Source organism: Neisseria sp. KEM232, from assembly GCF_002237445.1.
In the GTDB taxonomy this organism is placed as follows: domain Bacteria; phylum Pseudomonadota; class Gammaproteobacteria; order Burkholderiales; family Neisseriaceae; genus Neisseria.
Genome location: NZ_CP022527.1, coordinates 1923700 through 1949961, shown reverse-complemented (window position 1 = coordinate 1949961; position 26262 = coordinate 1923700). Strand labels below are relative to the sequence as shown.

Below are 26262 nucleotides of genomic sequence, written 5' to 3'. Positions count from 1 at the left end.
GCTGCCCCAACGGCCGCCGCAATCCAACCAAGATTCCCGCCTGCGCGGGAATGACGGCAAGCAGGGCGCGGGAATGACGGCGGATGTAGCTTTTCAGGCTGCCTCACACACACTCAAACACAATGCCCGCGTCTTTCATCTGCAACACCGTATTGCTTTTGAGCGCATCGTTGCCGTCAAACCATTTGTCCAGCGCCACCACCTTGGCGGGCGCGGCGGCGATTACGTCGTCAATCAGCGTTTGGTCGGCGGCTTCCAGCAGCAGGGCGATGCGTTTGCCCGTGTCTTCGTCGGTTACCCAATACACGCCGTTTTTGTGTTCGACGGGGCTGGTGAGTTTGCAGCCCAGGCGCAGCATCAGCTCGTAAACCATATTTTTCGGCGCGGCGTGTTCGGCAACGGAATCGATGGCAAGGCGCAGCTGCTGTTCCAAATCTGCGCCGTTTTCAGGCTGCCGCCATTGTTTGAAACTGCTTTCGGATAATTTGAACACTTTAAAGCCCGTATCCACGCGCTGCCCGTCTTTCAGGCTGCCTGAAACGGCTGCGCCCGCACGGCGGATGCGCTCTTTGGCGATTTCGGCGATGGTGTCAAAACCTGCTTTGCGCGCTTCGGATTTTTCGTCGGTTTCTTCGGGAAGCTGCACGCAGATATAGCGGCGGTTGCCGCCGTCTTTGGCGTTCAGTTGCATCACGGCGTGGGCGGTTGTACCAGAGCCAGAGAAGAAGTCGAGGATTAGGGCTTGATCGTCGTGTAAGGTGTTGAGAAAAAAGCTGATGAGAGAAGAGGGTTTGGGAAAATCAAACAGTTTTCCGTCAAACAAATCGGTAATTTCTTTTGTGCCGTTTAAAGACATTCCCACGTTTTCAGGCAGCTTGGTGCTGACGGCGATTCTGCCGAATTTTTCACCCGCTTTTGCCATATCGTCGTCTTTGAAATAGCGCATAACGGGATTGCTGATATTCAAAAAATCGTAGTCGTCGGGAAAAACGATTTTTCCTGCATCGTAATACTCTTGAAACGTATCTTGCGTAACCGCCCAAGTACGCAACGGATTGGCTGGATATTCCTTGCCTGTTTTGGGATCTTTAAGCGTAAAAAAACTATTGGGGCGTTCGCTGGCTTTGGTTTGTTTTGTTAAATCGTGGATACGCCAAGGTCGGTTGGGAAAATCATCGGTTTCAAAATAACGGCGTTCCTTGCCTTCCACGCTGGCAACAAACTCCGTTGATTTTGCATAAGCCAAAATAAATTCATAGTCGGCGGATACGCCAAACGGCACATCGGATTTTGCCGTGCGTTTGCGCCACGGGAATTGCCCAACAAAATTCTCCGCCCCAAATACTTCATCACAAAGCAGTTTCAACTGCGCCTGTTCGTTATCATCGATTGAGATAAAAATCACGCCGTCGTCGCGCAACAGCGTGCGTGCCAAATGCAGGCGCGGCAGCATCATGGAAAGCCAGTTGCTGTGGTAATGCCCGTTTTCTCTGGGATTTTTACGCCATGCGCCTTGGAACACGCCGTCGCGTTTCAAATAGCCGTCGGCATCTTTGTCGCCCACGCGGCGGGCGTATTCTTCGCGGGTTTCGGAAAATTTGTCGGGATAGATAAAGCTGTCGGAGCCGGTGTTGTAGGGCGGGTCGATGTAAATCATCTTCACGCTGCCGGCGTAGGCTTTTTGCAGGATTTTCAAGGCTTCCAGATTTTCCGCCTCGATAAACAGATTGCGCGTGCCGTCAAAATCCACCGATTCGGCGCGGCAGGGGGAAAGGGTGTTGAAGGTCGGCGCCTGCAGCGTGCGGTAGGCATCGGTTTTGCCCGCCCAGTTAAGCTGGTAACGCTCGTTTTGATGCGCGAGATTGTCCGCGCCGAGGATGAGTTTGAGCTTTTCCCAGTCGATTTGCTCTTCGCAAAAGGCTTCGGGGAATAGGGATTTGAGTTGTAATATCTTGTTTTGGGTGAAATTATTTTCTAAATCGTGTATAATTTCGGTTCGGTTCGGTTCGGGTCCGCCAAAATAACTCTCGTCCAACTCAATTGAGCCGTCAAAAACCGTATCGGCTTCCAGTGAAAGATGATGGCTGATGACTTCGCGAATCTTGCGGTAAAACAGCACTGCCGAATTAGGGTGGATGCCCAATAAATCAGCTGCTGAACGGACAGTAACTTCGAGTACAAAAAACTGAAGCAGTTTCTTTTGAATACTCTTTTTTAGTTTACAACGGGTTATCTTCATTTTTGCAGTCTGACATGACTGCTTATCTAGTACAGCCCCAAACAAAAATAGCCAAGCTAAAGAAGACTACGACCCATTGGAAGCAGAGCAAGACATTATTCGGGAATTTTGCCTTGGAGATGTTGTTAACCTGTTTGCTGAATTTTACTTAGTCAATCCGCAAATGCGCAGAATCTTTCAACAAGCCTCCGTGCAAATGGATAGAGCAATCAGACTTGAATACCAAGACTATTTAACGGATATTGTGGTAATGACTGAAGAAGAAAATCCTATCCCTGAATCCGACCTTGATACTCCGTTATCAGAAGTTTCCGACTATGCCGATATATTCATCATCAACCTAGCTCAAAGCGATGAAGTGTTAAAAATGGCTTTCGAGCAGAAATTAAAGGAAATCAGAGTAAAGGAATCAAAATCAAAATTAAGCACCTATTGGTCTGGCAGGCGCACCAAAAGATACACGGATGCCGAAATCAGGAAAATTGTGGAATATCGGGTTTTCGCCTATATCGACCTGTACGTATATGGGCAGATAACAGGCCGCAAGTTTACCGATGTTGAGATGGCCGCCATGATTTACCCGCCGAGAGACAATACCCCGCTGGATTTTGACGCGGTAGGCAGAATTGCCCGTACAGTCAAACCCAAAGCAATAGAACTTTTGGAAAGAACCAATCCAAGATTGTTGCTGTAAAAAATTCCGACAAATTCATGCCCGCATAAATTTTAAAAATTTCATGCGGGCATTTTTTCGGCAGAATTTTTGCGGGCAGAAAAACTGAAATTTTCATGTGTGCATGAATTTTTATTTTTTTATAACAGCATGAAAATAAAAAAATTCATGCCTGTTATTTACCACAGTAAGCCGATATTCTTTTGCCTGTTTCACAACCCACGGCAAAGGAAAGCCAACATGACAAACACAGTAGAAACCTTTTTGCGTATCGGCGAAGTCAAAAAAGCCTTAGGCGTAACCAGCAGCGAGGCCGTTTATTCCCGTATGCGCGAGGGCAATCCCCGCTACGACCCCGATATGCCCAAATCCGTGAAAGTGGGCAAACGCGCCACCGCATGGCTGGCAAGCGAAATTGCCGCCTACCAGCAGATTCTAATCAGCCGCAGCCGCGAAGCAGGCAAATAGGAGGGCAGGCCATGACACAAAAAAATACCGCCCAAACGGCAAACCATTCAGACGGCACGAACAGCAAACGCCATTCTACCAAACCGCCGAGCCAACACGCACGCATTCTGCAATGGCTCAAAAACGGCGGCATTACCAACTACGAAATGCACACGCGCGGCATCAACGCCGCCACCGCCCGCATTTCGGAATTGCGCCGCATGGGCTACCCCGTGCAAGACCGTTACGAGCCGCATGCCAACCAGTTCGGGCGGAAAACAAAAATTAAACGGTATTGGCTGGCATAGGGGGGCGGCATGGGAAGCCGACAAAAACAGGCCGACAAATGGCACGCGGCAGCCGAAAAACGCGGCAACCAGTCATTCATGCCGCTGCGGCACGACGTATTGCGCAGCCCCGTAGTACAAACCCTTTCCGGCAGTGCCGCCCGCCTGCTGCTGCACCTTATGGCGCAGTACAACGGCCACAACAACGGCGATTTGACGGCCACATACGCAAGCGCAGGTTTCCCGTCCAAAGAGACATTGGGAAAAGCCATTGCCGAACTGCGGGGCAACGGCCTGATAACCGTATCAAGGCAGGGCGGACGCAACCGCTGCAACCTGTATGCCATGACTTTCCTAGCCATCGACCACTGCGGCGGCAAGCTGGACATCGAGGCCACCACCCGCCCGCCTGACGACTGGAAGCGGCGGCACTACGAAATAACCCCGCCCCCGCCGTTGAAACCGCCCGACCAAACCAACGCTACGGACTGGCCGCAGATACAAAGCAGCCTGAAAAATTAAAGTCCTTGCCCCGTAAAACGGGGCAATAGCCCACCCATTGCCCCGTTTTCCGTACACCTTTCTATATAAGCCATCTATACGCGCTTTTTAGCGCGTCCCTCTTGCCCTTTTCTTGAAAAATTTAGGGAAAAAGGGATGGGGGGCGAATTTGGCCGTTTTCCCATCCGCAAGGCAGCCTGAAAAACGGATTTGCCAAACCATCCCAACTTAGTAAAACTTAGGCAGGAAACCAAAAGGCAGCCTGAAAAGCCAAACCAAACCGCCGTAAATACCCCTAAAACGCGCTAGGATTGATTTTGCACCCTGCCCGCTACCTACCCCCATTGCCAGCGCATTTGGCCGCACTAAAAACGCAGCACAGAGCCATTTCGGCACTAAATCCATATTTGGTTTCAGCCAATCCAAATATGGACGGGCTAACGCCCTCAAATTTGAGGCCGCAAGCTCATTTTTGAGCCGAGGGCGGAAAATCGGTTAAACTTGCAAACAAACTAAATCAACAGGCAAAAATGGCAAAAGCAAGCACAGAAGACTATCGGCAACTCAAAATCACAGACATCGCCAAATACCCGACAGGCAGCGTTATCACTGCCCGCTGGACACGCGGCGGCATAGAGCAGGCAGCCATCCGAAGCTATCGGGCAACCGAAAACCGCCTGATACTGGATTACCACATAAACGGCGAAGCCCGCACCTATCCCGTCAAACTGCTGCATACCCCCTGCAACTACGGCGGCAGCCGCTTATGGTTTGAATGCCCGCAATGCCGCCGCCGTGTCGGCGTACTGTACAGCGGGCGTGTTTTCGTATGCCGCCGCTGCAAAAACCTGAACTACCCCAGCACAAGGCAGCCTGCCGCCTACAACGCCATCGACAAAGCCCGCCGCCTGCTGGCAAAAATCGACCCGCTGGATACAGGCATACCGCGCCGCCCCAAAGGAATGCACCATCAAACCTACGAGCGGATTTACCGGCAATGGCTGGCAGCAGAAGAAAAAGCCGATGAGCTGGTTTCTAAAAAACTCGGCATCTTGGGAAGGCGGCGGGATAATCTGAAACCGCAGACGGCGGCTAAGAAATAAAGTCCTTGTAATTTGTTGGCGTTTTTGTTGGTTAGCCTGATTTTTAATAGAAAAATTATTTTTTAAATCAGTGTTTTTATTTGCCATTTCGATAGAGCCTCTGCCACTAACCGCTTTTCAGCGGTTATTTTTTTGTCTGCCACCGTCTAATCGCACCATTCATAGCACGACATTTATCGGAAATTGCCGCATGTCGTTCTTGTCTGTTGTCGACGGCATTTCCCATGGCGAACAACCATCATGCCGTCTGAAAGCCCGCAACAGCTTTCAGACGGCCTCTTTGATTGAAAACCGCTGCGTGGGCGGCATTACGGCAAAAGCGTGCCGCAGTCATGGGCATCCCCCGCCGCCAACAACCACCCTTCCACCACCCGCACCGCGGGCGACAGCACAACGCCGGTGGCGCGGCACAGGTAATAGCGGCGGCCGGGCAGGACGATGTCCGACACGCTGTGAACCAGGCCGAGGCGGAACTCTTCGGCCAGCAGGCTGCGGCCGAGCAGGGCGACGCCTTGTCCGGCCAGGGTGGCCTGAATCAGATGGCCGGCGTCGGAATAGCGGGTGCCGCCCTGCATGGCATGCGGCGGAACGCCTGCCGCCTGCGCCCAAGCCGTCCAGTCGGCGGCGCCCTGCGGCTTGTGCCAGTCCAGATGCAGCAGCGGCCAGTTTTGCGGTTCGGCGGGAAGTTTGGACAACAGCGCGGGGGCGGCGGCCGCGGCAAAAGTTTCGCCAAACAGCGGCACGGCTTCGATACCCGCGCTGTCGCTGCCGCCGTAGCGCACCGCCAAATCGGCTTCGCCCGCCGCGAGATCGGCGGTGCGGTAGTCGGCGCGGATATGCAGCTCGACATCGGGGCAGGCAGCCTGAAAACCGGCTAGGCGCGGCACCAGCCATTGGCGGGCAAATTCGGGTGTCAGCGCCAGTATCACGCGGCTGCGTTCGGGACGACGGATGCGGGAGGCGGCCTCGGCGATGGCGGCGAAACTGCCGCTTACGGCTTCGGCCAGCAGCCGCCCGTCGGCAGTCAGTACCACGGCGCGGGTACGCCGCTCGAACAGCGTTTTGCCCAACTGCGCTTCCAGCGTGCGGATGCGGTGGCTGACGGCGGTGGGGCTGAGCGCCAGCTCGGCAGCGGCGGCTTTAAAGCTGCCCAGCCGCGCGGCGGCCTCAAAGGCGTGCAGTGCGCCAAGAGAGAAGGGAATACGGTTCATATCGCAGTGATAATGGATGAAAAAATCTCGACTGTCGGCTGAGAAAACAGCGTTTGCCGGAATCAGGGCAGGGCGGCAGAATCGCGCTTCTGTTTTGTTTCGGAGAGCCAAAAATGACCACGATTTTACACATTGATTCCAGCGCCCGTAGCGGCATTTCCGGGCAGGACGCCTACGGTTCGCACACCCGCCGCCTGAGCGCGCGTTTTGTCGAACGCTGGCGCCAGGCGCGCCCCGACAGCCGCATCGTTTACCGCGACGTCGGGCAAAACCCGCCTGCGCCGGTGAGCGGCCGTTGGATACACGCCGCCTTTACCCCGAGCGAAGCGCGCGAACCGTGGATGAACGAAGTACTGCGCGAAAGCGACGCGCTGGTGGACGAGCTGATCGCCGCCGACATCATCGTGTCCGGCGTACCGATGTATAACTTCGCACCGCCCGCTCAGTTTAAAGCCTATATCGACAACATCGTACGCGTCGGCCGCACCTTCGGCTTCGACCGCAACCGCAGCGGCAAGCCCTATTGGCCGATGCTCGCAGGCAGCGGCAAACGCCTGCTGCTGCTCTCTTCGCGCGGCGACTACGGCTACGACAGCGGCCAGGCCGATTACGCCAACCACGTCGAAGCCTCGGTGCGCACCGCCTTCGCCTACATCGGCATCAGCAATGTGCAAAGCGTGGCGGCGGAATACGACGAGTTCGGCGGCGAACGCTTGCAGCAGTCGCTGGCGGACGCGGAAAGCGCCGTGGCGCGCGTGGCAGATGAATGGCTGGCGCAAACGGTTTGATTGTTTGTGATGGTAAAGGCCGTCTGAAAACCCAAAAACCGCTTTCAGACGGCCTTTTGTTGAAACAAGCACGCCGATGATGCAAAACCGAGTGTGGCAAATGCGTAGCAACTGTATTTTTCACCCCGTCGGGCAAAAATACCAAAACTCAAATCAAGCCGTTCGGATACCGTTCCCGGCAAAATAATCACGCATCCGGGCATTCAATATCGTCAGCAGTTTGCGCATACATGCCGTAACGGCAACCTTATACGGCTTACCCTTGGACAGCAGGCGCTGATAGAAATCCCGAATAAACGGTTCGAACCGCATCGCCACTACGGTGGCCATATACAGCGCCTTACGCACCGCAGACCTTCCGCCGAAGCAGCGGCTTTTGAATTTGGTTTCCCCGCTCTCCCTCGGGTGCAGGGCAATACCGACCAAACTCGCTATCCGTTTGTGGTTCAGCCGTCCCAATTCGGGCAGCATCGCCATCAGCGTAGCCGTCGTTATCGAACCGATGCCTTTGATCTGCTCCGCCACTTGGGCTTTGCCGTCAAAATGCGTGTGGGTGTGGTCGTCAATTTGTTTGTCCAATTCGTCAATCAGCCGGTCAAAATGGGCAATCAGTTGTTTGACGCTTTCGACTTGCGTTTCGTGAACCTGATGCAGACGGTTTTTCTCGGCAGTCCGCATATCCACCAGCTGGTTGCGGCGGTTAACCAATGCTCCCAACACTTCTTCCGCTTCGGTGGGCGGCTGGTAGAGCATAGTTTGCCAACCTTCTTTCTGTGCCGTCATCTGTGCGAAGAAGGCGAGCATTTTGGCATCTTTGGCATCCAAAGGTCGTCTGAAACGCTTTCAGGACGCTAATCCTGCTATGGCGCGCCCCATCTCTATCGAATCAAATCCCAAGCAAATTTGCCTATGGTCAGGCATAGCAACACCATAAATCCGTAACGCAGAAATTTTGTTCCGCCGTGGATGGCCAAGCGCGCGCCGACCACGCTGCCGCATAAATTCGCCAGCGCCAGCGGCACCGCCCATGCCCACACGACATGGCCTTGCGGGATGAAAAACGCCAGCGCGGCAAGGTAGGTGGTGGAATTGATGACTTTGGCGGATGCGTTCGCTGTCAGGAAATCATAACCGTAAAAACGGACGAACACGAAGACCAGCAGGCTGCCTGAGCCCGGCCCGAAGATGCCGTCGTAAAAACCGATGAGCGTGCCGAACAGCAAGCCGCATAAGGTTTCGCGGCGCGTCAGTTTTTCGGTGCGCACCGCCTGTCCCAAGTCTTTTTTCAGAAAAGTATAAAGGCACATGGCCACCATGATGACCAACATCGCCGGTTTCATGTAGTGCACGGGCAGATACGCCACGGCATTCGCGCCCAGATAGGAAGCGGCAAACGCCAGCGCGGCGGCGGGCAGCAGCACTTTCCACGGCACGGGGATTTTGCGCAGGTATTGCCCCGTTGCGGTCAGCATGCCGAAGCAGGCAGCGAATTTGTCGGTGCCAACCACCGAAGCCACGGGCGTGGAAGTGGGCAGTAGGTTGAACAGCCCCGGGACTTGCAGCAGCCCGCCGCCGCCGACCGCCGCATTCATCAGTCCGGCGCAAAATCCGGTGAGGAGTAAGAGGTAGAAAAAGGAATCTATGGGCATGATGATTCAGGCTTTATTGGAAATTTCTTATCAGGGAAAAGGTCGTCTGAAAACAGTATTGCACATGAAAATCCATGTTTTAAAATGTTCAGACGACCTTTTTCAACCCCGCTTCGGTTTTGGTCAGCGACTGTGATTGGGCAAACTGATGCGTCTGACGAGGGTTGGCGATAATCACGGCTATGCCTGCACGGTGGATGGCTTTGGCGGCGGGGACTTCGAGACCGCCGGTGCTTTCCATCACGACGAGTGCGACGTTGTGTTTTTTAAGGTATTCGACGGTATGGGCGATCCCTTTGGGGTTGTTGGTTTCGGTTTTGGTTTTAGACAAAGACGAAACGGAGATGACGAAGTTTCGTTTGGCAATGTCGATGCCTGCGTAATTGTGTTGGGTACTCATCATAAACCTGCCTTGCATTCGGTTGTGTTGTCCGGCAACTGTCCGGTTGTGTCGATGGGTGTCCGGCCGCTCCCTGAGCTACGCAACGGTTTTTTGCCTCGGTTGGGTACGGGTGGCGGCCGGGCGGTTTGTTGCTATGATACTGGAGTTCCGATATACAAGGTTGGACATTTATGCCCGATATTTTTTGTTTTGTTGTCAATTTGCCGGACATAAATTCCCGACCTGCGTGCCTAAAAAGCAGCCTGAAAGTGCCGTTGCAGCTTTCAGGCTGTTTTTTAGGATTTACGCGGAATGGCAAAGGCAGCCTGAAAACCTTAATCGACCTTTCAGACGGCCTTTTATTCAAACAAGTGCACCAACGACACCAAGCTCGCTTGTATGGCAGCCGTGTTTGTCGGGCATAAATACTCGACCTACGTGTCAATCAGTCTTTCAGGCTGTTTTTCGCTGTTCTCAGGCAGCCTGAAACCCCAAACCACGCTTGCAGGCTGCCTTTGCCGCGCTTACTGTACCGCCAGCACCGCGCAGTTGCACAAATCGTCGCTTTCAAAGGCGGTAATGTCGCCCGCTTTCAGGCCGGGTACGGGGAACAGGCGCACGGTGAGCGGTTTGTTCAGGCGGAAGGCCATGGTGCCGGTGTCGCGCATCAGCGCGGTGATGCGGTCGGCGGGGGTGTCGCCGGGGATGGGAACGGTGTCCAGCCCGATGCCGCAGACGCTGCTGTACGTCAAAAGCGCGCGCAAATCGAAGGTAGGCACGCGGCTGGCGGCGGCGAGACCCGCGTCTTCGGTTACCGCCAGCATCAGCCCCGAGAAGCCGACGGCGTTGACGTTTGCCAGCGTTTTGAACACGCGGGTGAGCAGGGCGGAGGCTTCGATGCTGCCTGCCGCGCCAAAGTGCGGCACGCGCAGCAGACGGTAGATTTCCGTCATCGAGGTGCAGTTTTTCGACGGTGCGGCGGAGGTGTCCATGCCCGCATAGCGCCAGCCGCCGTCCAATGCGGTGGCGGCAATGATTTCCTGCACGCGGTCGGCGTGGTATTGCAGGGCTTGGCGCATGGCGGTGTAGGCAGCCTGAAGAAAGGCGGACTGGTCGGCAGGCGGGTTTAAGGCGCGCAGTGCGGCGGCGAGCAGGTCGGGCGTTTCCAAGCCGACAACGATGCAGTCGCCCTGTGCGCCGCGGTGGAAGCCGGCGGGGAAGTAGGGGATCAGCGGGGCGCAGTTGAAATTGACGGTGAAGTTGAAATTGCCTTCGCCGCGCGGGGTGATGCGGGCGATTTCTTGCACGGCGGCGGTGCAGCGCTCGATTTGGTCGTGTTCGGGGATGCCGTTTTCGTCGGCGGCGATGTTGACGCAGGCATTGCTCAAATCGCCGTAGTCGCGGATTAACTCGGGCAGCAGGGCGATTTCTTCGGCGCTGCGGGCTTCGCCGATGGCAAAGCGGATGCGCAGGCCGTTTTGGTTCAGCCCGGCGAGGATGCGCTGGATGTAGGCGAGCCCTTGTTTGGCGGACTCGGGCGAGGCGGTGTCGAGGTATTCGCCGAAGGGGTTGGCGACGATGCGCACGGATTGGACGGTGTAGCCTTCCTGCGCGAAGGCGGCGGCCAGACGGTCGCACTGGTGCTTGGCGGCGGCGAGGGTGTCCGCCCAAGTGTTTTGCGCGGGCGACAGGGTGGCAAAGGCGGTAATGGCGCGGATGCGGCAGAGCGCGGGGGAAGTGAGCGGCAAGGGAGTTCCTTTGGGTTTGGGTGTGTGATAGGCCGTCTGAAAACATCTTTTCAGACGGCCTTTGTGCTTCGTTGCTTATGCTTGTTTCACCGCTGCGGCCACTTTCGCTGCGGCTTCGGCGAGCGCGATGCTCTGCACTTGGCTGTCGGTGCGGCGGGCGTATTCGACTTGGCCTTCTTTCAAGCCCCGGTCGCCGATGACGATGCGGTGCGGGATGCCGAGCAATTCGCTGTCGTTGAGCAGCACACCGGCGCGCTCGTCGCGGTCGTCCAGCAATACATCTACGCCGGCGGCTTGCAATTCGGCGTAAAGGCGGTCGGCGGCTTGGCGCACGGTGTCGGACTTTTTGTAGTTCATCGGCACGATAACGGCTTGGAAAGGCGCCATGGCGTCGGTCCAGATGATGCCGCGCTCGTCGTTGTTTTGCTCGATGGCGGCGGCAACGATGCGGGTGATGCCGATGCCGTAGCAGCCCATTTCCATGATTTGCGCTTTGCCGTTGTTGTCGAGGAAGCTGGCGTTCATGGCGGCGGAGTATTTGTCGCGCAATTGGAAAACGTGGCCGACTTCGATGCCGCGCGCGAGTTTCAGACGGCCTTGTCCGTCGGGGCTTGCGTCGCCTTCGACTACGTTGCGCAAATCGGCAAACTCGGGCTCGGCGGCGTCGCGGCCGAAGTTGAAACCGGTGTAGTGCCAGCCGTTGTCGTTCGCGCCGATGACCCAGTCTGCGCCTTTTTCTACGGCGAAATCGGCGTAAACCTTACCTTTAAAGCCCACGGGGCCGAGCGAGCCGCCGTCGGCGCCGAATTGGGCGCGGATAAGTTCGGGCGCGGCCATCGTCAGCGGGGCTTTTACGCCGGCGAGTTTTTCGGCTTTGATGTCGTTGAACTCGTGGTCGCCGCGCAACAGCAGCAACACCGGTTCGCCGTCGTTTTCGCCTTCGACGACGATGGATTTGAGCGTCTGTTCAACCGGAATATTGAGAAATTCCACCAACGCGACGATGGTTTTCACATCGGGCGTGTGCACTTTCTCTAGCGTTTTTTCAGGCTGCCTGCGCTCGCCAGAGAGACGCAAAGTCGGCGCCAGCTCGATATTGGCGGCGTAATCGGAAGTGTCGCTGTAGGCAATCACGTCTTCGCCGCTCTCGGCCAGCACTTGAAACTCGTGCGAGCCGGTGCCGCCGATGCTGCCGGTGTCGGCGGCGACGGGGCGGTAGTTCAGCCCCAGACGATCGAAGATGCGGCAGTAGGCGTCGTACATCGGCTGGTAGCCGTCGCGCACCAGCGATTCGTAGTCGGCGTGGAAGGAGTAGGCGTCTTTCATCACAAATTCGCGCGCACGCATCACGCCGAAACGCGGGCGCACTTCGTCGCGGAATTTGGTTTGGATGTGGTAAAAGTTTTGCGGCAGCTGCTTGTAGCTGGTGATTTCTTTGCGCACGATGTCGGTAATGACTTCTTCGCAGGTCGGCCCCATGCAGAAATCGCGCTCGTGGCGGTCTTTCAGGCGCAAGAGCTCCTTGCCGTAAAACTCCCAGCGGCCGGATTCCTGCCACAATTCGGCAGGCTGCACCACGGGCATCAGCAATTCGACGCTGCCGGCGCGGTTCATCTCTTCGCGTACGATGTTTTCAACCTTGCGCAGCACGCGCAGACCCATCGGCATCCAGGTGTACAAACCGGAGGCGTTGGCTTTGATCAAACCCGCGCGAATCATCAGCTTGTGGCTGGCCAGAGCGGCTTCGGCGGGGGCTTCTTTTAAAGTGGAAATGAAAAATTGGCTGGCTTTCATGGCATTGTTCTTCTTTGTAAAAAACGAGGCCGCATTGTACCGCGAAACCGTTTTCCTGCGCTGATGCCCCGAAGAGGGGGCAGGGCGGCTTGGGCCGTCTGAAAAACAGAGTGTCAGTCAAGCCGGAACAGGCGGCGGAACAGGCTTGTCAATCTCTGTTTATGCACAATTTCGCACCGGTTTGTTTTCGCTGGAAATTTAGTACGCCGTGCTAAACCGTCTCATCGTGAAATATATATTCTGTTGATTTTTATGTGTTTTATTTTTGAATATTTTTTAGGCAGTTTAAGCGGCCGGTTGCCGCAATAGGGATTTTTCCGTTTACCCGCAAGTTGTACACAGATTTATCCACAGAGATTGTGGGTAAACGAAAGGCCGTCTGAAAACCCTCAAACGGAGTTTTCAGACGGCCTCAGCCATTTTGCGCCGCGTTTTAGGGCGTGTTGACAATCAGCCTTGCGGCGGTGTTTTTGGCAAAAAATACCCACAAGCCGAATGTCAACACGTCCTATTCGCTGACGGTTTTTTCAATCAGCGCCGGCACACGGTCGAGCGTGTTTTCCACGTCGGCAACCGAAATGCGGCTGTCGGCAATCAGGGAACGGGTGTCGGCGAGGACGGCGCGCACCTGCCCGTCGGTTTCCGTTACCAGTACTTTGAGCGGCAGGCGCAGGGCAAAGTCGGGGTCTTTGGCCATCAGCGGCGTGCCCGCTTTGGGCGCGCCGAACACAATCACCGTGGCCGGCTGCATATCCAGCCCCGCTTTTTGCGCGGCGGCGCGGTGGTCGATCAGGGCGAACACGGTCATGCCTTTGGCCTGCACGGCGTTTTTCAGGCGGGAAACGGTTTCGTCGAAGCCGTAGCGGCTGGCGAAGCTGTGCACGTTCGTCGGAGGCGGCATTTCAGCCTCCCGCGCCTCTGACGCTTCGGCGGCGGCGTTGTGCACGCCCGCAGGAGGCTGCGCCGTTCCCGTTTGCGTGCCCGCGCAGGCAGACAGAGACAGCGCAGCGGCCAGTGCGGAAAATTTTCGTTTCATATTCATTCGGTTCTCCTTCGGTTTACGGTTTCACGGTTGCGGCACTTGGGAAAAGAGGCCGTCTGAAAGGCTTTCAGACGGCCTTTTTGCAAACGGGCTGTTATTTCATGCCCTTGGCGACGAGATCCTGATAGCCGCCGTGGTTGGTGACGCGGGTGTAGCCCAGTTTTTCCAGCATCTGCTTGGCGAGGCCGGCGCGGCGGCCGGATTTGCAGTAGAGGTTGACGGGGGCGTTTTTGTCGGGCACGGCTTCGGCGATTTTGGCGGTAATTTGTTCGAGCGGGATGTTTTGCGCGGCCGACAGGTGGCCTGCGGCGTATTCTTCGGGGCTGCGCACGTCTATCCACACGCCGCCCTCATGCGCCTGCTGCTGCGCCGTTTGGGCGGGCGCGAGGGAGAGGGCGAAGGCGGGCTGGGCGAGCAGCGCGGCGGCGGCAAATACGGGGAGAAGCAGTTTTTTCATCGGGTTTCCTTTCGGTAATTATGGCACAAATAATGCGGCTCAAAGGCCGTCTGAAAGCATTATTTCAGACGGCCTAGGCGGTTTTCAGCTTTGGCTTTCCGCCGCTTCGAAGGCGCGCAGGGCGTAAGTATAGGCCGCGCCGGCGTTGAGGGAAATGGCGGTGGCCAGTGCGCCGGCGATTTCGCTCTCGGTTGCGCCCGCTTTGACGGCGGCGGCGGCGTGGACGCTGATGCAGCTTTCGCAGCGGGTGGTGATGGCGACGGCGATGGCGATCAGTTCGCGCGTTTTCGCGTCGAGGGCTTCGGCGGCGGCGGCCTGTTCCAATGTGCCGTAGGCTTGCAGCATTTTCGGGTGTTTTTTGCCCATTTCGCCGAAGGCTTTTTTAACGTGGGCGGTATGTTCGGGCCAGTTTTTGAATGTGGTTTCCATGATGGTCTCTTTCCTTAATCTTGTGGTTATAGTGAATCAACACGAAAATCTACGGCGTTGCTGCGCCTTAGCTCGAAGGGGACGGTTTTCTAATGCATTGGAAATGCCAAGAAAACCAGCCTCGTACTACTTGTACTGTCTGCGGCTTGCTGCCTTGTATCTTTCCGTGTTGTTTTACTAATTAAAACAGACAACACCGCCATTATTGTCTTTTTCGTTCTATAATACCCGTCAAATCGTATCATGAGGTGGCGCAAAATGGATATTCTCGACAAGCTGGTGGCGCTCTCGCAGGTGAGCGGCAGCGTCGATGTGCAGTGTCTGTTTCAGGGCGAATGGTATGTGCGGCACGAGGCGCGGCGCGGGCAGGGGTTGGTGCATATCGTTACGGGCGGCGAGGGCTGGCTCAAAGCGGATGCCGACGACAAGGCGCGGCGGCTGCGCGCGGGCGACGTGGTGTTTTTCCCGCGCACCGCCGATCATGTGTTGAGCAGCGAGGCCGACTGCGCCAACAGCGGCGCGGCGGTGGTTTCGGAGCGCAGCGGCGCGTTCACGCTCAAACGCAGCGGCGAAGGCGCGGCCGATTTGAGCCTGTTTTGCGCCCGCTTCGCCTACGATACGCAGGCCGACCTGATGGCGGGGCTGCCGGAAACGGTGCTGCTCGATATGCGCGGCACGCCGCTGCCGCATCTGGTGTCGCTGTTGCAGGCCGAGGCCGACAGGCCGCAGCCCGGCTCGAAGGCGGTGGTCGACGCGCTCTCGGCGGTGCTGCTGGTGTCGCTGGTGCGCGTTTTCCTGGCCGAACATCCGGTGCGGCCGCTGCCCGAGGGGCTGCTCAAAGGCTGGCGCGACCGCCGTTTGCGCGGCGTGATTCAGGCGGTGCTCGACGACCCGGCGCGCGCGTGGACGATAGAAGAAATGGCCGACGCCGCCACCGTGTCCCGCGCCCAACTGATGCGCCTGTTTAAAGCGCACACCGGCACCAGCCCCTACGCCTTCGTCAACCGCATCCGCCTGCAACAGGCCGCCGCCATGCTCAAACAAAGCGCGGATTCCGTGCTGGCCGTCGCCCTGGCCTGCGGCTTCGGCTCGGAAACCCACTTCGGTAAAGCGTTTAAAAAAGCCTACGGCCTCACGCCCGGCCAGTATCGCAAACAGGCAGACGCGGCGGAAGATTTTGTGATTTAACTGCATTAAGGCCGTCTGAAAACCCTGTTTTCTCCTTTTTCAGAAACGTCATCCCCGCGTAGGCGGGGACGGCCTCCCACCCGCACACACCCATGAACAGCGACCTCTCCTTCCTCACCCTCTTTCTGCTCGGCTTTTTTGGCGGCGGCCACTGCCTGGCCATGTGCGGCGGCCTCTCTTCCGCTTTCGCCCTGCAACTGCCGCCGCACATCAACCGCCTGTGGCTGATTGTGCTGATGAACCTCGGCCGCATCGCCAGCTACACCGCCATCGGCCTGATTGTCGGCGCGCTCGGCCAGTTCGGCATTTCCCTCGACCAAACGCGCGGCGCGCAAACCGTTTTGTTCCTCGCCGCCAACATCCTGCTGCTGCTGCTCGGCCTCTATCTGGCGGGGCTGTCCGACCTCGTGCGCCATATCGAAAGCGCGGGCAAACCGATCTGGAAACGGCTCAACCCGCTGCTCAACCGCCTGCTGCCGATTAAAAGCGTGCCCGCCTGTTTCGCCGTCGGCCTGCTGTGGGGCTGGCTGCCCTGCGGCCTGGTTTACAGCGCCTCGCTCTACGCCCTCGGCAGCGGCAGCGCCCTGCACGGCGGCCTGCTGATGCTCTGCTTCGCGCTGGGTACCCTGCCCAATCTTTTGGCCTTCGGCTGGTTTGCCGGACAACTCAAAACCCTGCTGCAAAACCGCCGCGTCCGCCTCTTCGCCGGACTTTCCGTCTGCGCCTGGGCGCTGTGGCAGCTTTACCGTATCGCGCTGACAATATTGTGAACCAAAGGCCGTCTGAAACTTTCAGACGGCCTTTCCCAACCCATGCCCCGTGCTTTTCAGACGGCCTTTTGCCTGTACAATCCGCCCCTTTGCCATCCCGTTGAAACCCAAACCCATGAACATCCTCCAAGCCGAAAACCTGTCTTTTGCCGTCGGCCATGTCGCCCTGCTCGACAAAGCCGCTTTCCAACTCGACGCCGGCGAGCGCGTCGGCCTCATCGGGCGCAACGGCGCGGGCAAGTCCTCGCTGTTGAAAATCCTGGCCGGTGTGCAGAAGCCCGACGACGGCCAGCTCGTTTTACAAAACGGCCTGAAAACGGTGTATGTGCCGCAGGAGAGTTTTTTCGACCCGCAGGCCACGGTGTTCGACGCCGTATCCGAAGGGCTGGGCAGCCTGCGCGACGTGCTGCGCCGCTATCATGCGGTGCTCTCGGAACTGGAAAAGCAGCCTGAAAACGTAGAACTCACCGCCGAAATGAACGCGCTGCAAAACCAAATCGAAGCGCAAAACGGCTGGCAGTTCGACGCCGCCGTGCGCCAGACCATCGGCGAATTGGGGCTGCCTGAAAACGAAACCATCGCCAACCTGTCCGGCGGCCAGAAAAAGCGCGTCGCGCTGGCGCAGGCCTGGGTGCAAAAGCCCGATATCCTGCTGCTCGATGAGCCGACCAACCACTTGGACATCGATGCCATCATCTGGCTGGAAAACCTGCTGCGCGGCTTTTCAGGCAGCCTGATTGTGATCACCCACGACCGCCGTTTTCTCGACCACATTGCCACGCGCATTGTCGAACTTGATCGCGGCATTTTGCGCTCCTACCCCGGCTCATTCGCGCGTTACAGCGAGAAAAAAGCCGAAGAGCTGGCGGTGGAAGCCGAGCACAACCGCCTGTTCGACAAATTCCACGCCCAGGAAGAAGCGTGGATACGCAAAGGCATCGAAGCGCGGCGCACCCGCAACGAAGGCCGCGTGCGCCGTTTGGAAGAGCTGCGCCGCCAACGCGCCGCGCGCCGCGAGCGGCAGGGGCAGGTGTCGTTCAAACTCGATGCCGGCGAAAAAAGCGGCAAAATCATCGCCGAACTCGAACACGCCAGCTTCGACTACGGCGGCAAGCCCATCATGCGCGACTTCTCCGCCGTGATTCAGCGCGGCGACAAAATCGGCCTGATCGGCGCCAACGGCATCGGTAAAACCACCTTTTTAAAGCTGATTTTGGGCGAACTCTCGCCAACTTCGGGCAAAATCCGTCTCGGCAGCAAGCAGGAAACCGCCTATTTCGACCAGTTCCGCAGCGCGCTCAACGAAAACGACACCGTGTTCTACACCTTAGGCCAGGGCAACGACTATGTGGAAATCGGCGGCAAAAAACGGCATGTGATGGGCTATTTGGAAGACTTCCTGTTCCACCCCGCCCGCGCGCAAAGCCCCGTGTCTTCGCTCTCCGGCGGCGAGCGCAACCGCCTGCTGCTGGCCAAACTGTTTACCCGCCCGGCCAATATTCTGGTACTCGACGAGCCGACCAACGACTTGGACATCGACACGCAGGAGCTGCTGGAAGAGCTGCTGCGCGACTACGACGGCACCGTGTTTCTGGTGTCGCACGACCGTACCTTTCTCGACAACGTCGTTACCCAAAGCATCGTCTTTGAAGGCGAAGGCCGTCTGAAAGAATATGTCGGCGGCTATCAGGACTATCTCGATGCCAAAAACCGCGAGCAGGCTTTTCAGGCTGCCGCACCTGCGAAACCCGCGCCCGAAGACGCATCCGCCAAGTCTGCCAAACCCAAGGCCAACCGCACCGTCAAACTCTCCTACAAAGAGCAGCGCGAACTCGATACCCTGCCCGACGAAATCGCCGCCCTCGAAACCGAACAAAACGAACTGGCCGCGCAACTGTCCGACCCCGAAGTGTTCCGCGACTACGAAAAAGCCGCCGAGTTGCAACAGCGTGCGGAAGCGGTGGAAAACGAGCTGATGGAAAAACTCGAACGCTGGGAAGCGCTCGAAGCCAAACAGGGCGGGGCAGGCTGAGGCCGTCTGAAAGGCATACGCAGAGCGTTTCCGCAAAAACGCCGCCCTGCAAAAAGGGCGGCGTTTTTCACTGCATGTCCGACAGGTTGAAAAACATAGTCAGCCATGCGGGCAAAAAAAAGCCGGGTTGGAAAACCCGGCTTTAAAATTGGTGGGTCGTGAGCGATTCGAACGCTCGACCAACGGATTAAAAGTCCGCTGCTCTACCGACTGAGCTAACGACCCGTAAGAAAGGAAAGCGCGCATAATAATGAGCCAGACGCGCCCCGTCAAGCATTTTCTGCAATTTTTTGCGGCGGCAGCTTCTGCGGCGGGGAGGCCGCGCCCGCCGCATGGGAACGGCGTTTCCGAAGCGCGGCTTCAACGAAGTGAAAACAGGGTAAAATGCCGTGCTTTTATCCGTTTGGAAAACCGCCGTGCGCCGCCTGCCGCTCTACAATTTCCTGCCGACCAATTTTTTCTACATGAAAAGCCGCCGCGACACATGGAAGCTGTGCATCGACTACGACGGCGACACCGTGTCCGACTACCGTTTCAGCCACGATGTCAAAACCGAAACCGACTCTCCCGCAGGCAGTTTGATTAAAGACATTTTCAGACGGCCTCAAACCCCATCCGCATCAAAATAAGGAAACCCCCATGACCCGCAACGAACAACTTTTCACCCGCGCCAAAAACATCATTCCCGGCGGCGTCAATTCGCCCGTGCGCGCCTTCGGCAGCGTCGGCGGCGTGCCGCGTTTCATCCAAAAGGCCGAGGGCGCCTATGTGTGGGATGCCGACGGCACGCGCTATATTGACTACGTCGGCTCGTGGGGGCCGGCGATTGTCGGCCACGCGCATCCCGAAGTGATTGAAGCCGTGCGCGAAGCGGCCTTGGGCGGTTTGTCGTTTGGCGCGCCCACCGAAGGCGAAATCGTGATTGCCGAAGAAATCGCCAAACTCGTGCCCAGCGTCGAACAGGTGCGTTTGGTGAGTTCGGGCACGGAAGCGACCATGTCGGCCATCCGCCTGGCACGCGGCTTTACCGGCCGCGACAAAATCGTCAAATTCGAGGGCTGCTACCACGGCCATTCCGACAGCCTGCTGGTGAAAGCGGGCAGCGGTTTGCTCACGTTCGGCAACCCGTCGTCCGCCGGTGTGCCCGCCGATTTCACCAAGCACACGCTGGTGTTGGAATACAACAATGTCGCGCAACTGGAAGAAACCTTCGCGCAAATCGGCGGCGAAATCGCCTGCGTCATTGTTGAGCCGTTTGCCGGCAATATGAACTTGGTCAGGCCGTCTGAAAACTTTGTCAAAGCCCTGCGCTCCCTTACCGCCCGCCACGGCGCGGTATTGATTTACGACGAAGTGATGACCGGTTTCCGCGTCGCGCTCGGCGGCGCCCAGTCGCTGCACGGCATCACGCCCGATTTGACCACCATGGGCAAAGTCATCGGCGGCGGTATGCCGCTGGCGGCGTTTGGCGGGCGCAAAGACATTATGTCCGCCATCTCCCCGCTGGGCGGCGTGTATCAGGCCGGTACTTTGTCGGGCAACCCCGTCGCCGTCGCCGCCGGTTTGAAAACGCTGGAAATCATCCAGCGCCCCGGGTTCTACGAAAACCTGACCGCGCGTACCGAACAATTGGTGCAGGGCTTTCAGGCCGCAGCCGCAGCCGCAGGCATCGCATTCTCCGCCGACAGCGTGGGCGGCATGTTCGGCTTGTATTTCGCCGACGGCCTGCCGCGCAACTACGCCGACATGGTGCGCTCGAACACCGACGGCTTCAAAACCTTCTTCCACGGTATGCTCGACAAACAAGTCGTCTTCGGCCCTTCGGCCTATGAAGCAGGCTTCGTTTCCGCCGCGCATACGCCTGAGCTGATAGACGAAACCGTGTCTGCCGCGAAAGAAGTGTTTAAGGCGATGGTAGGTTGAGATAAAACGAAATCGCCAAACACAAAGACCGTCTGAAAACGTTTTGTACTTTTCAGACGGCCTCAATCTTTCAAACGCGGTAGTGTACCGTCCCGAGAAGCACACGTTTTCATACAGACGGAACGGATGTTTGTGTGCCTGTGCTGTCTTTTCAGACGGCCTCAACGATATAGTGAGCCAAAATAAAAAATCTACGGCGTTGCTGCGCCTTGCCGTATTACCCATACTGTCTGCGGCTTGCTGCCTTGTATCTTTTTTATTTTGGCTCACTATAAAAAACACCCGCAGGGCGCAAACCCTGCGGGTGTTTTTTTCAACGCTTGTACGTCAGGCGTTCAGACGGCCTCTTACATCATGCCGCCCATACCGCCCATGCCGCCCATATCGGGCATCGCGGGTTTTTCTTCAGGGATTTCGGCAATCATGCAATCAGTGGTCAGCATCAGACCGGCGATGGACGCGGCATGTTGCAGCGCGGAGCGGGTGACTTTGGCGGGGTCGAGTACGCCCATTTCGATCATGTCGCCATACTCGCCGCTGCCTGCGTTGTAACCGTAGTTGCCTTTGCCTTCCAACACTTTGTTCACGACTACGCTAGGCTCGCCGCCTGCGTTGGCGACGATTTGGCGCAGCGGGGACTCAACCGCGCGCAGTACGATCTGTACGCCCGCGTCCTGGTCGGCATTGCCGGTGTGCAGGTTTTCCAAAGCGGCACGAGCACGCAACAGGGCTACGCCGCCGCCGGCAACCACGCCTTCTTCAACGGCTGCGCGGGTAGCATGCAGCGCGTCTTCCACGCGGTCTTTTTTCTCTTTCATTTCGACTTCGGTAGCGGCACCGACTTTGATCACTGCCACGCCGCCTGCCAGCTTGGCAACGCGCTCTTGCAGTTTTTCTTTGTCGTAGTCGCTGGTGGCGGTTTCAACCTGTTTGCGGATTTCGGCCACGCGGGCTTCCACGGCGGCTTTGTCGCCCAAACCGTCGATGATGGTGGTGTTTTCTTTGCCCACTTCGATGCGTTTGGCCTGGCCGAGGTCTTCGAGGGTGGCTTTTTCCAGCGAGAGGCCGACTTCTTCGGCAATCACGGTGCCGCCGGTGAGGATGGCGATGTCTTGCAGCATGGCTTTGCGGCGGTCGCCGAAGCCCGGGGCTTTCACGGCCACGGTTTTCAGGATGCCGCGGATGTTGTTCACCACGAGGGTTGCGAGGGCTTCGCCTTCCACGTCTTCGGCAATGATCAAGAGCGGGCGGCTGGTTTTGGCAACCTGTTCCAATACGGGCAGCAGGTCGCGGATGTTGCTGATTTTTTTGTCAAACAGCAGCACGAAGGGCGCGTCCAGCTCGGCGATTTGTTTTTCGATGTTGGACACGAAATAGGGCGACAGGTAGCCGCGGTCGAACTGCATGCCTTTGACGACTTCCACTTCGTTTTCCAGCGATTTGCCGTCTTCCACGGTGATCACGCCTTCTTTGCCCACTTCGTTCATCGCTTTGGCGATGATGTCGCCGATGGCTTCGTCGGAGTTGGCGGAAATGGAGGCCACTTGGGCGATTTCCTTGGATTTTTCCGGCACGGGTTTGGCGATGTTTTTCAATTCGCCCACCAGCGCGGCCACGGCTTTGTCGATGCCGCGTTTGAGGTCGGTGGGGTTCATGCCGGCGGTAACGTATTTCATGCCTTCGGTGACGATGGCCTGCGCCAGAACGGTGGCGGTAGTGGTGCCGTCGCCGGCCACGTCGTTGGTTTTGGAGGCGACTTCTTTCACCATTTGCGCGCCCATGTTTTCAAACTTGTCTTTCAGTTCGATTTCTTTGGCCACGGTAACGCCGTCTTTGGTGATGTGCGGGCCGCCGAAGGAGCGGTCGAGCACCACGTTGCGGCCTTTGGGGCCGAGGGTTACGCGCACGGCGTTGGCCAGGGTGTTCACGCCGCTGACCATTTTCTGGCGGACTTCGTTACCGAACTGTACGTCTTTTGCTGCCATATTCATTTACTCCAAATATCAATAATCAAATGTTTGTTTCTGCTGTCGGGAGGCCGTCTGAAAAAAGGAAAAGGGGGCTTTCAGACGGCCGCATAAAAACTTACTCGACGATGCCGAAGATGTCTTCTTCGCGCATCACCAGCAGCTCTTCGCCGTCGGCTTTGACGGTTTGGCCGCTGTATTTGCCGAAAATCACTTTGTCGCCGACTTTCACGTCAAGCGCACGGCGTTGGCCGTCTTCGCCGACTTTGCCCGCGCCCACGGCGATCACTTCGCCCATATCGGGTTTTTCGGCGGCCGCGCCGGGCAGGACGATACCGGAGGCGGTTTTTTCTTCGGCTTCCAAGCGTTTGACGACGACGCGGTCGTGCAGGGGACGGATGGTCATAAAAAAATCTCCATTAAGTTGACAGTCATAAAAAACAGACCTTTGCGGTCGAATCGGCAGTCGGACGGCGCGCCGCCCGACCCAACGGCGGGAAAATAGGGCTGCGGCAGGCGAATTCAAGCCCCGCAGGACAATTTTTTCCACCATCGCGCCCGTACCGCCGCACAGCCCCGCCCCGTTGTGTTTGAGGCCGTCTGAAACACCGCTCCGCCAACGTGAAAACGCGGGCAACGGTGTTACAATCCGCGCGTTTTGCCGCGCCCGTTTTCAGACGGCCTCATGCCAACCCACTCAAAGGAAAAAACATGAAACTATCCGATCTCTTCAACAACAACGAATTTGCTTCGCGCCACATCAGCTTTGCCGACGAGGCCGCGCTTTTGGCGGCTTTGGGCGAGAAAGACATGGCCGGTTTTGTGGACAACACTGTGCCGCAGAGCATCCGTATGCCGTCCGAACTCGGCCTGCCCGACGCGCTCACCGAGGCCGACGCGCTTTTGAAAATCAAGGGCATCGCGGCGAAAAACAAAATCAACAAAAGCTACATCGGTTTGGGCTACTACCCTACCCGCCTGCCGAACGTGATTCTGCGCAATGTGTTGGAAAACCCCGGCTGGTACACGGCCTACACGCCCTATCAGGCGGAAATCGCGCAGGGGCGTTTGGAAGCCCTGTTGAATTTCCAGCAGGTGTGCATCGATTTGACCGGTTTTGAAGTGGCGGGCGCGTCGCTGTTGGACGAGGCTACGGCCGCCGCCGAGGCGATGGCGATGGCGCACCGCGTGGGCAAGGTGAAATCGGAGCGTTTCTTTGTCGACAGCCGCGTGTACCCGCAAACGCTGGACGTGATGAAAACCCGTGCCAAGTATTTCGGCTTCGAGCTGGTGGTCGGCGACATTCAGACGGCCTTTGAGGGCGAGTATTTCGGCGCGCTGCTGCAATATGCGGGCAGCGACGGCGATGTAGTGGATTTAACCGATGTGATAGGCCGTCTGAAAGAAAAAGGCACGATTGTGGCCGTGGCCGCCGACATCATGAGCCTGGTTCTGCTCAAACCGCCTGCCGCGATGGGCGCGGACATTGCTTTGGGCAACACGCAGCGTTTCGGCGTACCGATGGGCTTCGGCGGCCCGCACGCGGCTTATTTTGCCTTTAAAGACGAGTTCAAACGCTCCGCCCCCGGCCGCATCATCGGCGTATCGAAAGACGCGTCGGGCAAACCCGCGCTGCGTATGGCTTTGTCCACGCGCGAGCAGCACATCCGCCGCGAAAAAGCCACGTCCAACATCTGCACCGCGCAGGCTCTGTTGGCCAATTTGGCGGGCATGTACGCGGTGTACCACGGCCCCGAAGGCGTAAAACGCATCGCGCAGCGCATTCACGCGCTGGCTTCGGCCTTTGCCGACGCGCTGGTTTCAGACGGCCTCACAGTCGTACACGAAGTATTTTTCGACACCGTATTGGCGGACTTGGGCAGCAAAGAAAAAGCCGACCAAGTGTTTCAGACGGCCTTGTCGCTGGGCTACAACCTGCGCCGCGCCGCCGACAGCCAAATCGCCGTGGCTTTCCACGAAGAGTCAAACCGCGAAGAGATGGCCGTGTTGTATTACATCTTCACCGGCAAACAGACTTTCACGCTCTCCGACGAAGTCAAAGGCCGTCTGAACGACAGCCTGCTGCGTAGCGACGCCATCCTGCAACACCCCGTGTTCAACCGCTACCACACCGAACACGAAATGCTACGCTACCTGAAAAAACTCGAAGACCGCGACCTGGCGATGAACCGCAGTATGATTTCGCTCGGCTCGTGCACCATGAAGCTCAACGCCACCAGCGAAATGCTGCCCATCACCTGGCCGGAGTTTGCCAACCTCCACCCCTACGCCCCCGCCGACCAGGCCGAAGGTTACCGCGAACTCATCGACGGTCTCGAAGCCGCCCTCAAAGCCATCACCGGCTTTGACGCCATCTCCATGCAGCCCAACTCCGGCGCACAAGGCGAATACAGCGGTATGCTTGCCATCCGCCGCTACCACGAAGCACAAGGCCACCCCGAGCGCAACGTCTGCCTGATTCCCAAATCCGCCCACGGCACCAACCCCGCCACCGCCGCCATGCTCGGCATGAAAGTGGTCGTGGTCGATACCGACGAACACGGCAACGTCAACGTGTCCGACCTCAAAGCCAAAGCCGAACAATACAAAGACACCCTCGGCGCACTGATGATTACCTACCCGTCCACCCACGGCGTGTACGAAGAAGGCATCCGCGACATCTGCAAAATCATCCACGACAACGGCGGCCAAGTGTACATGGACGGTGCCAACATGAACGCCCAAATCGGCATCATGCAGCCGGCCGAAGTCGGCGCAGACGTATTGCACATGAATCTGCACAAAACCTTCTGCATCCCCCACGGCGGCGGCGGCCCCGGCATGGGTCCCATCGGCCTCAAAGCCCACCTCGCCCCCTACGCCCCCGGCCACACGCTCACCGACACCCGCAGCGCCAGTGCCGGCGAAACCGCCGTATCCGCCGCCGCCTTCGGCTCGGCCTCCATCCTGCCGATTACCTGGATGTACATCACCATGATGGGCAAACAGGGCATGAAACAGGCCACCGAATGGGCATTGCTCAACGCCAACTACGTTGCCAAAAAATTGGGCGAAGACTACCCGATTCTTTACACCGGCAAAAACGGCCGCGTCGCCCACGAATGCATCGTCGATTTGCGCCCGCTCAAAGCCGAGAGCGGCATCACCGAAACCGACATCGCCAAACGTCTGATGGACTACGGCTTCCACGCCCCCACCGTCTCCTTCCCCGTGGCCGGCACGCTGATGATCGAGCCGACCGAAAGCGAGAGCAAAGCCGAACTCGACCGATTCATCGCCGCGCTCAAAGCCATCAGAGGCGAAGTGCAAAAAGTCATTGACGGCACCTGGCCGAAAGACGACAACCCGCTTGTCAACGCCCCGCACACCGCCGACGACCTCGCCGGCGAATGGACGCACCCCTACAGCCGCGAAGAAGCCGTGTTCCCCCTGCCGCACAACCGCGAACACAAATTCTGGCCGAGCGTCAAACGCGTCGACGACGTATACGGCGACCGCAATCTCGTCTGCACCTGCCCGCCGGTTGAGGATTACCAAGACTGAACGCAGGTAGCGTTTTGCTCCCTTTAAAGGCATAAAAGGCCGTCTGAAAGCCCTGTTACGGGTTTTCA

The 26262-nt window shown here is 57.6% G+C and carries 22 protein-coding genes, 1 tRNA gene and 3 pseudogenes; 12 read left to right on the top strand and 14 right to left on the bottom strand.

What is annotated here, in order from left to right:
- Nucleotides 1–103 precede the first annotated feature (103 nt).
- The gene (locus CGZ77_RS09650) at nt 104–1750 is read right to left on the bottom strand and encodes a site-specific DNA-methyltransferase (RefSeq protein ID WP_369830587.1); all 1647 of its coding nucleotides are present in this window, start codon (nt 1748–1750) and stop codon (nt 104–106) included.
- Between the two features lie 261 nt (nt 1751–2011).
- Nucleotides 2012–2239, bottom strand: a pseudogene (locus tag CGZ77_RS12120) (IS1595 family transposase); the annotation flags it as partial.
- Nucleotides 2240–2315: 76 nt separating this feature from the next.
- Between CGZ77_RS12120 and CGZ77_RS09645 the strand changes: the two are divergent.
- From CGZ77_RS09645 to CGZ77_RS09625, 5 genes are all read left to right on the top strand, one after another.
- On the top strand, nt 2316–2933 hold the full coding sequence (locus tag CGZ77_RS09645; protein WP_094031145.1) for a DUF6387 family protein: 618 nt from the start codon (nt 2316–2318) through the stop codon (nt 2931–2933).
- Between the two features lie 219 nt (nt 2934–3152).
- Nucleotides 3153–3380 (top strand): AlpA family transcriptional regulator, encoded by a 228-nt coding sequence (locus CGZ77_RS09640; protein ID WP_036496044.1) that lies wholly within the window; start codon nt 3153–3155, stop codon nt 3378–3380.
- An 11-nt stretch (nt 3381–3391) separates the two neighbouring features.
- On the top strand, nt 3392–3667 hold the full coding sequence (locus CGZ77_RS09635; RefSeq protein ID WP_009426046.1) for a helix-turn-helix domain-containing protein: 276 nt from the start codon (nt 3392–3394) through the stop codon (nt 3665–3667).
- Nucleotides 3668–3676: 9 nt separating this feature from the next.
- A complete protein-coding gene (locus CGZ77_RS09630; protein WP_009426047.1) occupies nt 3677–4168 on the top strand; it encodes a hypothetical protein in 492 nt (163 codons plus the stop codon).
- 509 nt (nt 4169–4677) lie between these two features.
- Complete coding sequence (locus CGZ77_RS09625) at nt 4678–5250, top strand: hypothetical protein (protein ID WP_009426049.1); 573 nt, start codon at nt 4678–4680, stop codon at nt 5248–5250.
- Nucleotides 5251–5558: 308 nt separating this feature from the next.
- Here the strand turns inward: CGZ77_RS09625 and CGZ77_RS09620 are convergent, their stop codons facing one another.
- Entirely contained in the window at nt 5559–6461 is a 903-nt protein-coding gene (locus tag CGZ77_RS09620; RefSeq protein WP_009426050.1) for a LysR substrate-binding domain-containing protein, read from the bottom strand.
- Between the two features lie 113 nt (nt 6462–6574).
- Between CGZ77_RS09620 and CGZ77_RS09615 the strand changes: the two genes are divergently transcribed.
- Nucleotides 6575–7249, top strand: coding sequence for an FMN-dependent NADH-azoreductase (locus CGZ77_RS09615; protein WP_009426051.1), 675 nt, complete (start codon nt 6575–6577; stop codon nt 7247–7249).
- A 153-nt stretch (nt 7250–7402) separates the two neighbouring features.
- Here CGZ77_RS09615 and CGZ77_RS09610 read toward each other — a convergent pair.
- From CGZ77_RS09610 to CGZ77_RS09575, 8 genes and pseudogenes are all read right to left on the bottom strand, one after another.
- Nucleotides 7403–8071: pseudogene (locus CGZ77_RS09610) on the bottom strand (IS110 family transposase); the annotation flags it as partial.
- Between the two features lie 56 nt (nt 8072–8127).
- Nucleotides 8128–8898 (bottom strand): sulfite exporter TauE/SafE family protein, encoded by a 771-nt coding sequence (locus CGZ77_RS09605; RefSeq protein WP_094031144.1) that lies wholly within the window; start codon nt 8896–8898, stop codon nt 8128–8130.
- 109 nt (nt 8899–9007) lie between these two features.
- Nucleotides 9008–9298: pseudogene (locus tag CGZ77_RS09600) on the bottom strand (transposase); the annotation flags it as partial.
- A 506-nt stretch (nt 9299–9804) separates the two neighbouring features.
- Nucleotides 9805–11028 carry a DUF711 family protein gene (locus CGZ77_RS09595; RefSeq protein ID WP_009426057.1) on the bottom strand — a complete coding sequence of 408 codons (1224 nt, stop codon included), beginning with the start codon at nt 11026–11028 and terminating at the stop codon, nt 9805–9807.
- A gap of 75 nt (nt 11029–11103) precedes the next feature.
- Entirely contained in the window at nt 11104–12822 is a 1719-nt protein-coding gene (locus CGZ77_RS09590) for a proline--tRNA ligase (RefSeq protein WP_009426058.1), read from the bottom strand.
- Nucleotides 12823–13330: 508 nt separating this feature from the next.
- A complete protein-coding gene (locus tag CGZ77_RS09585; RefSeq protein ID WP_009426060.1) occupies nt 13331–13864 on the bottom strand; it encodes a DUF302 domain-containing protein in 534 nt (177 codons plus the stop codon).
- A 94-nt stretch (nt 13865–13958) separates the two neighbouring features.
- Entirely contained in the window at nt 13959–14321 is a 363-nt protein-coding gene (locus tag CGZ77_RS09580; protein WP_009426061.1) for a rhodanese-like domain-containing protein, read from the bottom strand.
- A gap of 84 nt (nt 14322–14405) precedes the next feature.
- Complete coding sequence (locus CGZ77_RS09575; RefSeq protein WP_009426062.1) at nt 14406–14750, bottom strand: carboxymuconolactone decarboxylase family protein; 345 nt, start codon at nt 14748–14750, stop codon at nt 14406–14408.
- Between the two features lie 258 nt (nt 14751–15008).
- Between CGZ77_RS09575 and CGZ77_RS09570 the strand changes: the two genes are divergently transcribed.
- The 3 genes from CGZ77_RS09570 to CGZ77_RS09560 all read left to right on the top strand — a co-directional run bounded on the left by CGZ77_RS09570 (nt 15009) and on the right by CGZ77_RS09560 (nt 18740).
- Complete coding sequence (locus CGZ77_RS09570; RefSeq protein ID WP_036496046.1) at nt 15009–15938, top strand: AraC family transcriptional regulator; 930 nt, start codon at nt 15009–15011, stop codon at nt 15936–15938.
- Nucleotides 15939–16030: 92 nt separating this feature from the next.
- Entirely contained in the window at nt 16031–16708 is a 678-nt protein-coding gene (locus CGZ77_RS09565) for a sulfite exporter TauE/SafE family protein (protein WP_036496048.1), read from the top strand.
- 115 nt (nt 16709–16823) lie between these two features.
- A complete protein-coding gene (locus CGZ77_RS09560) occupies nt 16824–18740 on the top strand; it encodes an ATP-binding cassette domain-containing protein (RefSeq protein ID WP_094031143.1) in 1917 nt (638 codons plus the stop codon).
- A 149-nt stretch (nt 18741–18889) separates the two neighbouring features.
- On the opposite strand, the gene CGZ77_RS09555 is transcribed toward CGZ77_RS09560, so the two are convergent.
- A tRNA-Lys gene (locus CGZ77_RS09555) sits at nt 18890–18965 on the bottom strand.
- A 164-nt stretch (nt 18966–19129) separates the two neighbouring features.
- Between CGZ77_RS09555 and CGZ77_RS09550 the strand changes: the two genes are divergently transcribed.
- Entirely contained in the window at nt 19130–19369 is a 240-nt protein-coding gene (locus CGZ77_RS09550; RefSeq protein ID WP_009426066.1) for a hypothetical protein, read from the top strand.
- Nucleotides 19370–19379: 10 nt separating this feature from the next.
- Complete coding sequence (hemL, locus tag CGZ77_RS09545) at nt 19380–20663, top strand: glutamate-1-semialdehyde 2,1-aminomutase (protein WP_094031142.1); 1284 nt, start codon at nt 19380–19382, stop codon at nt 20661–20663.
- 347 nt (nt 20664–21010) lie between these two features.
- Here hemL and groL read toward each other — a convergent pair whose 3' ends face one another.
- Complete coding sequence (groL, locus tag CGZ77_RS09540) at nt 21011–22648, bottom strand: chaperonin GroEL (RefSeq protein WP_036496078.1); 1638 nt, start codon at nt 22646–22648, stop codon at nt 21011–21013.
- A 100-nt stretch (nt 22649–22748) separates the two neighbouring features.
- Entirely contained in the window at nt 22749–23036 is a 288-nt protein-coding gene (gene groES, locus CGZ77_RS09535; protein WP_036496051.1) for a co-chaperone GroES, read from the bottom strand.
- 305 nt (nt 23037–23341) lie between these two features.
- On the opposite strand from groES, the gene gcvP reads away from it, so the two are divergent.
- Entirely contained in the window at nt 23342–26194 is a 2853-nt protein-coding gene (gene gcvP, locus CGZ77_RS09530; protein WP_094031141.1) for an aminomethyl-transferring glycine dehydrogenase, read from the top strand.
- Nucleotides 26195–26262: the final 68 nt, after the last annotated feature.